The organism is Acidovorax cavernicola, from assembly GCF_003581445.1.
The window spans coordinates 12,963-24,130 of sequence record NZ_QXMN01000052.1 but is presented as its reverse complement, the minus strand read 5'-3'; the positions used below and the strand labels follow the sequence as shown (position 1 = coordinate 24,130).

Genomic DNA, 11,168 nt, shown 5'->3' with positions numbered 1-11,168 from the left:
TGGGCCCCGGGGCTCAGGGCCGGACCATCTTGCACTCGGTGCCTTGCGCCAGCTCGTTCCCGGTATAGACCGCATCGGTGCGGAAGCCGTAGTTGGTGCCTTCCCAGCCCGTCTTCACCGCCTTGCCGTCCACCGGCGCGATGGTGTTCACCACCTGCGGCAGCAGCAGCTGGTGGTCTTCGCCGCGCATGCGTACCGGGCCCACCACCGAGTCGAAGCTCAGGTCTTCGAGCGCGCGCGCCACCTTCACCGTGTCGGCGCTGCCGGCCTTGGCGATGGCGGCGGCCAGCAGGCGCGGCGTCATGTCGATGCGCGGCGCGAGGAAGTCCTTGCCGGTCTTGGCCTTGTAGGCCTTGGCGAGTGCATCGACCTTCGGCGTGTCGGCCTGGCCCGGGTGCCATTCGGCCACCCAGGTGAGCTGACCCGTCTTGGCCTGCGACACGGCGGTGACGGTGCCGGGCACCGAGCCCGCGCTGTGGTTGAAGTAGCGCAGGTTGTAGCCCGCGTCGCCCGCGGCCTTCTGCAGCAGCGTCATGTCCTGGCCCCAGTTGCCGGTGATGACCGAGTCGGCGCCGCTTTGCTTGATGTTGGCGATGTAGGGTGCGAAGTCCTTCACGCGGCCGATGGGGTGCAGCGTCTCGCCGACGAACTGGATGTCGGGGCGCGCCAGGCCCACCAGCTGGCGGCCGTAGCTGGCCCACTGCTTGCCGTGTGCGTAGTCCTGGTTGAGCAGGTAGACCTTCCTCACGTCCGGCGTCTTCTTGATGTAGTTGGCCAGCGCCTTCATCTTCATCGCCGTGTTGGCCTCGGTCTGGAAGTGCCAGAAGCTGCAGCCCTTGCCGGTCATCTCGGGGTCGATCGAGGAGTGGTTCAGCACGATCAGTTCCTTGCCCGGGTTGCGCTGGTTCCAGCGCGCCACGGCCAGCACCAGCGCCGTCACCACCGACGAGCCCGAGCCGCCGGTGACGATGGCCTTCGCGCCCTGGTCGATGGCCGCCTGCAGCGCGCTCTGGCTTTCCTGCGCCGAGAGCTTGCTGTCGAACTGCAGCAGCTGCAGCTTCATGCCGCCGAGCACGCCGCCCTTGGCGTTGATGTCCTCGATGGCGTACTGCGTGTGCATCAGCATCAGCTCGCCCACGTTGGCAAAGGGGCCCGACAGCGGATCGATGTAGGCGATCTTGTAGGTCGGCTGCTGCGCCTGCGCCGCACCGGCAGTGGCAAACAGGCAGGCAAGGGCGATCCGCGCCAAGGGCGCATGCGTGAGCTTCATGGGTGTCTCCGGAGGGTGTGTAAAGGGATCAGTTCTTCGCGCGCAGCCCGATCACGCGGCTGGCCAGCTTCGTGAGCTGGGCCACCACCTCGTCGGGCGAGAGGCGCCCGCCCGGGCGGTACCAGCTGTAGAGAAAGCCCGGCAGGCTGCAGGCGGCGAGCGCGGTGATCTTGGTCTCGTCGAAGTCGAGGTCGCCGTCGCGCCGGGCTTCCTCGAGCAGCGGGCACAGCAGATCGTAGAAGTGGTGCGCGAGCTTCTTCTGCGCCTCGAGGTATTCGGGCCGGTACACCTGCGGCTCGCGGTACGCGAAGAAGGCCACGGGGTGGTGCGCGATGGTGGCGCGGATCAGCCCCTCGATGCCTTCCATCACCTTCTCGCTCGCGCGGCGCGGGTCGGTGGCGGCGAAGTCGAGCGCGGTGAAGCAGTCGACCGCGGGGCGCCACGACAGCGTCTCGAAGATCTCCTGCTTGTCGCGGAAGTAGTAGTACACGAAGGGCTTGGTCACGCCCAGCTCGCGCACGATCTGCGCCATGGTCGTGTTGGCGTAGCCCTGCGCCGCGAACAGCTGCGCGGCCGCCTGCAGGATGCGCTCGCGCTGCAGGTCGGTGCCCTGCGTGGCCGCGCGCTGGCGGCCCGTGCCCTGCGGCAGGTGCGGCTGCGCCGCCAGTCCTGCATGCGTGGCAGAGGGTTTGTTCGGTGTCGCGGAAGTTATACCCATGGGTAGGATTGTTCGTGCACGATGCCGCATTGGCAAGCGCCTGCCACCCGCAGGCGGCTATCGATAACCCTGAGAAAGTGACGCCATGGAGACAACGCCCGCCACCCCGGCATCTGCGCCGACACGTCTGAGCGAACTGCCCGCGCGGCCGCAGCAACCCCTGCACGAATACCTGCGCGGCCACGCGCGCGAACGCGGCGACAGCCCCGCCTGCATCTGGTACGGACAGACCCTGAGCTGGGCCGAACTCGACCGCGCGAGCGACGCCTTCGCCGCGCGCCTGCAGGCCCTGGGCGTGGCCAAGGGCGAGCCGGTGGTGCTCTTCCTCAACAACTGCCCGCAGTACCTCGTGGCGCACTTCGGCATCCAGAAGATCGGCGCCATCGTCTGCCCGAGCGGGCCGCTCAACAAGGAGCACGAGCTGGCCTACCAGGTCAACGACCTGAAGGCGCGCGTGATCGTCGCGGCTGCGCCGCTGGTGCCGGTGGTGCGCAAGGTGCAGGCGGAGAGCGCACTGGCGCACGTGTTCGTGGTGCACTACGCCGACCTGCTGCCCGCCGGGCCCACGATCGACCTGCCGGCCGAACTCGCTGCAGAGCGCACAGCCGAACGCACCGTGCCCGAAGGCTGCGAGGACTTCCTCGCCGTGATGAAGGCCGGTGCGAAGCCGCAGCCCGTGGCCATCGACATGGACGACGTCGCGCTCATGACCTACACCTCGGGCACCACCGGCCTGCCCAAGGGCGCGATGCTCAGCTACGGCAACGCGCTCTTCAAGACGCGCGCCGCGGCCGACTGCAACGGCGTGGGGCCAGATGACGTGCTGCTGTCGATCGCGCCGCTGTATCACATCGCCGGCATGCTCATGGGCGTGAACGTGCCCGTGCTCTCGGGTGCCGCCTCGGTGCTGATGCACCGCTTCGACCCGCGCGCCGTGCTGCAGGCCGTGGCCACCTACAAGGTCAGCTGGTGGTACAGCATCGCGCCGATGAACGTGGCCTGCATGCAGGTGCCCGACATCGCCGGCTTCGACCTGTCGAGCCTGAAGATGAACCCGGTGACCAGCTTCGGCATCGCCTTCACCGAGCCGCTGGCCGCGCAGTGGCGCTCGCATGCGAAAAACTGCAGCTCGTTCGAGGCCGCCTACGGCCTGAGCGAAACCCACACCTGCGACACCTACACGCCGCACGAGGCGCCGCGCTGGGGCACGCAGGGCGTGCCGGTGCCGGGCGTGACGATCCGCATCATCGACACCGAGACCCAGGCCGACATGCCCACGGGCGAGGTCGGCGAGATCGTGCTCACCAGCGCCGGCTCGTTCAAGGGCTACTGGAACAAGCCCGAAGCCACGGCCGCCACCCTGCGCAACGGCTGGGTGCACACGGGCGACATGGGCAAGCTCGACGCCGACGGCTACCTCACCTTCATCGGCCGCTTCAAGGAGATGATCAAGGTCTCGGGCTACAGCGTGTTCCCCGAGGAGGTCGAGACCATCCTCATCAAGCATCCGGCGGTGGCGCAGGCGGCGGTCATCGCGCAGCCCGATCCCGAGAAGGGCGAGGTCGTGAAGGCCTTCATCGTGCGCAAGCCCGGCGCCGCGCTGGAGGCCGACGCGCTCGTCGCCTGGGCGCGCGAGAACATGGCGAGCTACAAGGCGCCGCGCGCCGTGAGCTTCATCGATGCATTGCCCACCACGGGCGCGGGCAAGGTGCTGCGGCGTCTGCTCAAGGACAAGACCTGAAAGGCCGACTGCGTGTTTTCCAAAGTTCTGATTGCCAACCGCGGCGAGATCGCCGTGCGCCTGGTGCGCGCGCTGCGCGACCTGGGCATCGCGAGCGTCGCGGTGCATGCGCGCGACGACGCGACCGCGCTCCATGCGCAGCTGGCCGACGTGGCGGTGGCGCTCGATGCGACCGGCCCCTCGGCCTACCTCGACATCGCCGCGCTGATCGCGGTGGCCAAGTCGCAAGGCTGCGATGCGGTGCATCCCGGCTACGGCTTCCTCAGCGAGCGCGCCGACTTCGCGCAGGCCTGCGCCGATGCGGGTCTGGTCTTCATCGGCCCCACGCCCGAACAGCTCGGCCTGTTCGGCGACAAGGCTCGCGCACGCGCGCTGGCCGGGCAATGCGATGTGCCCGTGATGCCCGGCAGCACGGGCGCGGTGACGCTCGCGCAGGCGCAGGCCTTCTTCGCCGAGCAGCATGCGCAGGGCGCGGGCGTGATGGTCAAGGCCATCGGCGGTGGCGGCGGGCGCGGCATGCGCGCCGTGCTCACGGCCGACGAGCTGCCCGAGGCGCATGCGCGCTGCATGTCCGAGGCCAAGGCGGCCTTCGGCATCGACGGCGTGTACGTCGAGCGTCTGATGCGCAACGCGCGGCACATCGAGGTGCAGGTGCTGGGCGACGGCAGCGCCGTGGCCAGCCTCGGCGAGCGCGAGTGCACGCTGCAGCGCCGCTTCCAGAAGCTGGTGGAGATCGCGCCCAGCCCGTCGCTGCCCGAGCCGCTGCGCGCGCAGGTCACGCAGGCCGCGCTGCGCATGGCCAAGGCTGTGGGCTATCGCGGCCTCGGCACCTTCGAGTTCCTGGTCGATGCCGCATCGACCACCTTGCCTTTCGTCTTCATCGAGGCGAACCCGCGCCTGCAGGTCGAGCACACGGTGACCGAAGCGGTGACGGGGCTGGACCTCGTGCAGCTGCAGATCGAAGTCGCTGCCGGCCAAACGCTGGCGGCACTCGGCGTGGAAGCCGACCGCACGGCGGCGCAGCGCGGCTTCGCGGTGCAGTGGCGCATCAACGCCGAGACGCTCGATGCGCAGGGCAACGCGCGCCCCGCGGGCGGCACGCTCGCGCGCTTCGACCTGCCGGCCGGCCCCGGCGTGCGTGTCGACACGCACGGCTACGCAGGCCTTGCGCCTTCGCCGCACTACGACACGCTGCTGGCCAAGCTCATCGTGCATTCGCCGTCGCCGCGTTTCGCCGACGCGCTGCGCCGCTCGCTGCGCGCGCTCGACGAATGCCACATCGAAGGCATCGCCACCAACCTGCCGCTGCTGTGCGCCATTGCCGCACGGCCCGAGTTCGCCACGCAGGCGGTGCACACGCGCTTCGTCGAGGCGCACCTGGGCGATCTGCTCGCCGATGCGAAGGCCTTTGAAAAGCACACGAAGAAGGTGACCGCGCCCGTGGCTTCCGGCGCGCAGGCAGCGCAGGAAGAGGGCGACGACGACGGCCTCACCGTCAAGGCGCCGATGCCCGCGAAGCTGGTGCAGTTCGAAGTCGCGGTGGGCGATGTGCTGCCCGCCGGCGCGCAGCTCGGCGTGCTCGAAGCCATGAAGATGGAGCACCTGCTGCACGCGCCCGTGGCCGGCCGCGTGCTCGCGCTGCTGGCCGCGCCCGGCGACTACCTCGTCGAAGGCCAGTCGCTGGTGCGGCTGGAGGCCGTCGATGCGCAGGGCGTCGAGGCGCAGGCGCGTGTCGCGCACGACCTCGACACGATCCGCCCCGACCTGCAGAAGGTCATCGACCGTCACGCATTCACGCTCGACGCCAACCGCAAGGCGGCGGTCGACAAGCGCCACGCGCAGGGCGGTCGTACCGCGCGCGAGAACATCGCCGATCTGTGCGACATGGCAGGCGATCCCGGCAACTTCATCGAGTACGGCGCGCTCGCCATTGCCGCGCAGACGCGCCGCCGCTCGCTCGAAGACCTCATCGCCAACACGCCGGCCGACGGCATGGTCACAGGGCTGGGCAGCGTCAACGCGAAGCAGTTCGGCCCCGAGAAATCGCGCTGCGCGGTGCTGGCCTACGACTACACCGTGCTGGCCGGCACGCAGGGCATGCGCAACCACCACAAGACCGACCGCCTGCTCGCGGTGGCGCACCAGCTCAAGCTGCCGGTGGTGCTGTTCGCCGAAGGCGGCGGCGGCCGGCCGGGCGACACCGACATGCCGATCGTCGCGGGCCTGAACAACCACACCTTCAGCCAGTTCGCCGCGCTCTCGGGCAAGGTGCCCGTCGTCGGCATCGTGCATGGCCGCTGCTTCGCGGGCAACGCGGCGCTGCTGGGTTGCACCGACGTGATCATCGCCACCAAGGGCAGCAACATCGGCATGAGCGGCCCCGCGATGATCGAAGGCGGCGGCCTGGGCACCTTCGCGCCCGAGCAGATCGGGCCGAGCAGCGTGCAGTCGCGCAACGGCGTGATCGACATCCTCGTGGACGATGAAGCCGCCGCGGTGGCTGCCGCGAAGCAGTACCTCTCGTACTTCCAGGGCCCGGTGAGCGACTGGCAGTGCGCCGACCCGCGCACGCTGCGCCACGTGGTGCCCGAGAACCGGCTGCGCGTGTACGACGTGCGCGCCGCGATGCGCGGCGTGGCCGACACGGGCTCGGTGCTCGAGCTGCGTGCCGGCTTCGGCGCGGGCATCGTCACGGCACTGGCGCGCATCGAGGGCAGGCCGGTCGGCCTGATGGCGAACAACCCGCACCACCTGGGCGGCGCGATCGACGTGGAGGCGGCCGACAAGTCCGCGCGCTTCATGCAGCTGTGCAATGCGCACGGGCTGCCGATCGTGTCCTTGTGTGACACGCCCGGCTTCATGGTCGGCCCCGAGGTCGAGGCGCAGGCGCAGGTGCGTCACGTGTGCCGCATGTTCATGGTGGCCTCGCACCTGCGCGTGCCCTTCTTCGCGGTGGTGCTGCGCAAGGGCTACGGCCTGGGCGCGCAGGCCATGACGGCCGGCGGCTTCGACGCGCCCGTGTTCACCGTGGCCTGGCCCACCGGCGAGTTCGGCGCGATGGGCCTGGAAGGCGCGGTGCGACTGGGCTATCGCAAGGAGCTGGAAGCCGCGGCCGAAGGCGCCGAGCGTGATGCGCTGTTCAAGCAACTGGTGGCGCAGCAGTACACGAACGGCGAAGGCATCCACATGGCGCAGACGCTCGAGATCGACGCCGTGATCGACCCGGCCGAGACGCGCACCTGGCTGGTGCGCGGCCTGGCGTCGGCGACGCGGCCTGTCGAGGCGGCCTCTGCCTACGTCGACACTTGGTAACCCCGGGTTAGACCTCGTCACCTTCGCGGGCAAGGCGGCTCCGTACACTGGGCCGCTTTGCACGCATGAACCTCTTTGCCCGCTGGCGCGCCGTTCTGCGCGACGCCGCTTCCTCCCCTGCACACTGGTTGGCCGTTCTCGGCCTCGCGGTGCTGCTCGTGGGTGTGCAGGCGGTGTGGGCCGAGAAGGCGGAGCAGCCGGCGCGCCAGCCGGTCGAGGCCCGCTGGGTCGCGAGCTGGGCCGTGGCACCGCTCGACTTCGCCGAGCTGGACGCGAACCCCGCCACGAACGCCATCGGCGGGCCGGGCGACCATGTGTTCCGCAACCAGACCCTGCGCCAGATGATGCGGCCGACGCTCGACGGCGATCGCATCCGCGTGCGCGTGTCCAACCGCTTCGGCAAGGCGCCGCTGCGCATCGCCGCCGCCACCGCGGCCTTGGGCACGGGCGGCGATGCCGTCTCGCCGGCTTCGCTGCGCACGCTGCGTTTCGGCGGGCGCGCCAGCGTCACCGTGGCGCCCGGCGCGGAGGCCTGGAGCGACGGCGTGGCGCTGACGGTCGCGGCGGGCCAGGCCGTGGCCGTGAGCCTCTTTCTCGATCGCGCGACGCCGTTCGCCACGATGTACCTGCTGTCTTCCGACACGGGCTGGCTCGCGCATGGCAACGCCGTCTCGGCGCCCCGGCTGACGAAGGCGCAGGCGCTGCCGATGAGCCACATCGTGACCGGCCTCGACGTGCTCACCACGAAGCCCGTGCGCACCGTCGTGGCCTTCGGCGATTCGATCACCGCGGGCGGCGGCGAGTCGGGCGAGGGCGCGTATCCCGACATGCTCGCCACGCGGCTGCGCGACAGTCCGCAGGCCGCGCATGCGGTGTCGGTGATCAACGCCGGCATCGGCGGCAACCGGCTGCTCGTGGACGGCATCGGCCCCGACGGCCTGTCGCGCTTCGCGCGCGATGCGCTGGGCCAGAGCGGCGTGACGCACGTCGTCGTGCTGCTAGGCACCAATGACATCGGCCGCGCCATCTTCGCGGGCATCCCGGGCCTGAAGGTGCCGTCGCACGAAGTGCCCACGGCAGAGCGCATCACCGAGGGCCTGGGGCAGCTCGTCAAGCAGGCGCGCGCCAAAGGCGTGAAGGTGTTGCTGGGCACGGTGCCGCCCTTCGGCAACACGCTCTACGGCACCGACGCCAACGAGGCCATGCGCGAGGCTGTGAACCGCTGGGTACGCAGCCGCCAGGACGTGGACGGCGTGGTCGACTTCGACGCCGTGCTGCGCGACCCCGCCGCGCCGCGTCAGCTGAATCCCACATTCGACAGCGGCGACCACCTGCATCCCAACCGGGCCGGCCACGCGGCGATGGCCGCGGCCATCGATCTGCGCGAATTGCAGGAGTAAAGCGTCCGCACGGGGGCGAAACAGCTCTACACAAGATTTCGCGCGGCGCTTACAGGCGCTTCACACGGTCCCGTCAGCATGAAGGCTCCTCCAACAACATGAGGGCTTTCTCATGAAAACACTCGCAGTCGCTCTTTCCATCGGTGCCGCCTCGCTGCTGTCGGTGGGCGCCCTGACCGTCCCCACGGCCGCGCAGGCGCAGGCGGTGATCACCATCCAGGGGCCGCCGCCCGCGCCGCGCTACGAGCGCGTGCCGCCGCCGCGTCGCGGCTACGTGTGGTCGCCGGGTCACTACGAGTGGCGTGGCGGTCGCCATGTGTGGGTGCGCGGCGTCTATGTGCGCGCACGCCCGGGCTATGCCTACCGCGCGCCGGAATGGCGCGAGAACAATGGCCGCTGGGAATACAACCGCGGCCGTTGGGACCGTGACGGCGACGGCGTGCCCAACCGCCACGACCGGCGCCCGAACAACCCCAATCGCTATTGATCGATGAATCGATAGCGCGCGCGGCGCGATGCCAGGCTAGCGGATGTTCACCAGCTCGAGCACTTCGCTGACCTGGAACGCGCCGCCCCCGGCGCCGCCGCGTGTCTGCACCTCGAAGCGGACCACGCGGCCCAGTTCCGGCGAAAACCACACGCTGGCGCGGTAGGTCCCGGACAGGATGCCGCTCGCGGCGCCCGCGTTCGCGGAGCGCTGGGTGTAGCCCCGGTAGTCGATCTTCATCACCTTCATCTCGCGGCCGTTGACGGGCAGCATGACGGCGTCGTCCACCACGTTGGCGCGCAGGTCCATGTTGATGCGCGTGCCGCCCGTGGTGGCGTCGTACTTCGTGGCCCAGGAGGCGCCGGATTCCGGGCCCGGCCGGGCCCAGCCGCCCGGCGGCATGACGCCGTCGAACTCGCCGGCCACGGCCGCCGTGACACCGATCACCTCGCCACCCGGCTTCTCGACCCAGCCGCCGTTGTTGAAGCTGAGGCGATCGTCGCTCGTGGTGGCGGCGTCCGCGCGGTAGACCACCTTGCGGTGCAAGTTGGTGAGGCGGTCGTGCAGCTGGTACTCCACGAGGCTCGGGCGCAAGAGGTTGGGCGGCGCGGGCTGCGTGGCGAGGCGCTCGATGGCGCGTTGGCCGCGCGTCGGCAGCTCCGCGATCCACGCGGCCGGCATGGCGAGGTTCACCGGGGCCGAGCCTCCGACCAGTCCCACCAGACGTCCCTGCGCATCGAACAGTCCGGCACCGGCCAGGCCCGCCTCGGTCGGCGTGGCCAGCTGCAGCGACTCGAGCGCGCCCGCCGCATTGCGGCGCACGCCGCCCAGCATCGAAACACCGAGCGTCAGTTCGCGCCCACTGGGCGATCCGATGACGTACAGCGGCATCCCGACCTGCAGCGCCCCCGTGGGCACGATGCCCAGGGCCGGCGACGCGAGGTTCGCGATGCGCAACTGGCACAGGTCGCGTTCGACGTCGGGGTGCTCCAGCACGGCGCCATAGCTCACGTTCTCGCGACGCAGCACCACGGCGCTCGCCTTGGCCAGCAGCTTGCAGCTGGTGACGGCCGCGCCCGGGCCGGTCGCGACCGCACTGCCGGTGGCCAGGAGCTTGCCCTGGGCGTCGCTGGCCTGCACCACCCAGACACTGGGCGAGACGCGCGCGAACAGCGCGTCGGGCGCCAGCGGGGCGCCGCCGGCGCGTGCGTCCTGGGCGAAGCTGAGGGGCGCTGCCAGTGCGGCAGCAAGAGCGAAAAGCGGAAGCTGCAGGCGCATCTGGGAGCGGCGAGAGAGTTGCTAGCTGGTCAGCGGAACACGACCGTGCGGTGGCCGTTGAGCAGCACGCGGTGCTCGCTGTGCCATTTCACGGCGCGGGCCAGCACCTGACTTTCGGTGTCGCGGCCGCGGGCCGTGAGGTCTTCCACCGTGTCGGTGTGGTCGGCGCGGGCCACGTCCTGTTCGATGATCGGGCCTTCGTCGAGGTCGGCCGTCACGTAGTGGGCGGTGGCACCGATCAGCTTCACGCCGCGGTCGTGTGCCTGGTAGTAGGGCTTGGCGCCCTTGAAGCTGGGCAGGAACGAGTGGTGGATGTTGATCGCGCGACCGGCCAGGCTCTTGCACAGGTCGTTGCTCAAAATCTGCATGTAGCGCGCGAGCACCACGAGTTCGGCGCCTTCGGCCTCGATGATCTCCAGCTGCTTCGCCTCGGCCTGCGCCTTGGTCGCGGCCGTCACCGGGATGTGGTGGAAAGGCACGTTGTAGCTGGCGGCCAGTTGGTAGAAGTCGCGGTGGTTCGAGATGATGGCGCGCACGTCGATCGACAGCAGGCCGCTCTTCCAGCGGAACAGCAGGTCGTTCAGGCAGTGGCCTTCCTTGCTGACCAGGATCACGGTCTTCATCGGCTCGGCGGCGGCGTGCAGCTGCAGGCTCATGCCGAAGCCGGTGGCGAAGGCCTTGAGCTCTTCGCGCAGCACGGCTTCGCTGTGGTCGCCGCAGGCGAAGCGCACGCGCATGAAGAACAGGCCGGTGCCGTGGTCGTTGTACTGGGCGGCCTCTTCGATGTTGGCGCCGCGCTCGAGCAGGAAGCCCGACACGGCGTGCACGATGCCTGTCCGGTCGGGACAGGAGAGGTTCAGGATGTAGGCAGGCGAGGTGGGCGTAGTGGTCGTCATCAGGGGCAGGATTGTCGCAGGGGTGCCAGAATCGCGATTCTCCCCCCACACAAACCCGCAGGAGCG

At 69.9% G+C, this 11,168-nt stretch carries 8 protein-coding genes; 4 read left to right on the top strand and 4 right to left on the bottom strand.

From position 1 onward, the window contains the following. Positions 1-13 precede the first annotated feature (13 nt). A complete protein-coding gene (locus D3H34_RS27510) occupies positions 14-1,270 on the bottom strand; it encodes a branched-chain amino acid ABC transporter substrate-binding protein (protein WP_119557699.1) in 1,257 nt (418 codons plus the stop codon). A gap of 28 nt (positions 1,271-1,298) precedes the next feature. Continuing rightward, entirely contained in the window at positions 1,299-1,988 is a 690-nt protein-coding gene (locus D3H34_RS27505) for a TetR/AcrR family transcriptional regulator (protein WP_119557697.1), read from the bottom strand. A gap of 127 nt (positions 1,989-2,115) precedes the next feature. Between D3H34_RS27505 and D3H34_RS27500 the strand changes: the two genes are divergently transcribed. The 4 genes from D3H34_RS27500 (at position 2,116) to D3H34_RS27485 (ending at position 8,928) form a co-directional block, all read left to right on the top strand. Further along, complete coding sequence (locus D3H34_RS27500; protein WP_119557727.1) at positions 2,116-3,729, top strand: AMP-binding protein; 1,614 nt, start codon at positions 2,116-2,118, stop codon at positions 3,727-3,729. 12 nt (positions 3,730-3,741) lie between these two features. Then, positions 3,742-7,041 (top strand): carboxyl transferase domain-containing protein, encoded by a 3,300-nt coding sequence (locus tag D3H34_RS27495; RefSeq protein ID WP_119557695.1) that lies wholly within the window; start codon positions 3,742-3,744, stop codon positions 7,039-7,041. Positions 7,042-7,106: 65 nt separating this feature from the next. Continuing rightward, a complete protein-coding gene (locus D3H34_RS27490; RefSeq protein WP_205736824.1) occupies positions 7,107-8,441 on the top strand; it encodes a GDSL-type esterase/lipase family protein in 1,335 nt (444 codons plus the stop codon). Between the two features lie 112 nt (positions 8,442-8,553). Continuing rightward, positions 8,554-8,928, top strand: a complete 375-nt coding sequence (locus D3H34_RS27485) for a YXWGXW repeat-containing protein (RefSeq protein ID WP_119557693.1) — start codon at positions 8,554-8,556, stop codon at positions 8,926-8,928. Positions 8,929-8,964: 36 nt separating this feature from the next. Here D3H34_RS27485 and D3H34_RS27480 read toward each other — a convergent pair whose 3' ends face one another. After that, on the bottom strand, positions 8,965-10,206 hold the full coding sequence (locus D3H34_RS27480) for a S1 family peptidase (RefSeq protein WP_119557691.1): 1,242 nt from the start codon (positions 10,204-10,206) through the stop codon (positions 8,965-8,967). Between the two features lie 29 nt (positions 10,207-10,235). Next, positions 10,236-11,102, bottom strand: a complete 867-nt coding sequence (purU, locus tag D3H34_RS27475) for a formyltetrahydrofolate deformylase (RefSeq protein ID WP_119557689.1) — start codon at positions 11,100-11,102, stop codon at positions 10,236-10,238. Between the last annotated feature and the right edge of the window lie 66 nt (positions 11,103-11,168).

Bases quoted from the DNA above. Each gene is read 5' to 3' on its own strand.
- purU (WP_119557689.1), bottom strand. From the start codon at position 11,102: ATGACGACCACTACGCCCACCTCGCCTGCCTACATCCTGAACCTCTCC.
- D3H34_RS27490 (WP_205736824.1), top strand. From the start codon at position 7,107: ATGAACCTCTTTGCCCGCTGGCGCGCCGTTCTGCGCGACGCCGCTTCC.
- D3H34_RS27480 (WP_119557691.1), bottom strand. From the start codon at position 10,206: ATGCGCCTGCAGCTTCCGCTTTTCGCTCTTGCTGCCGCACTGGCAGCG.
- D3H34_RS27485 (WP_119557693.1), top strand. From the start codon at position 8,554: ATGAAAACACTCGCAGTCGCTCTTTCCATCGGTGCCGCCTCGCTGCTG.
- D3H34_RS27505 (WP_119557697.1), bottom strand. From the start codon at position 1,988: ATGGGTATAACTTCCGCGACACCGAACAAACCCTCTGCCACGCATGCA.
- D3H34_RS27510 (WP_119557699.1), bottom strand. From the start codon at position 1,270: ATGAAGCTCACGCATGCGCCCTTGGCGCGGATCGCCCTTGCCTGCCTG.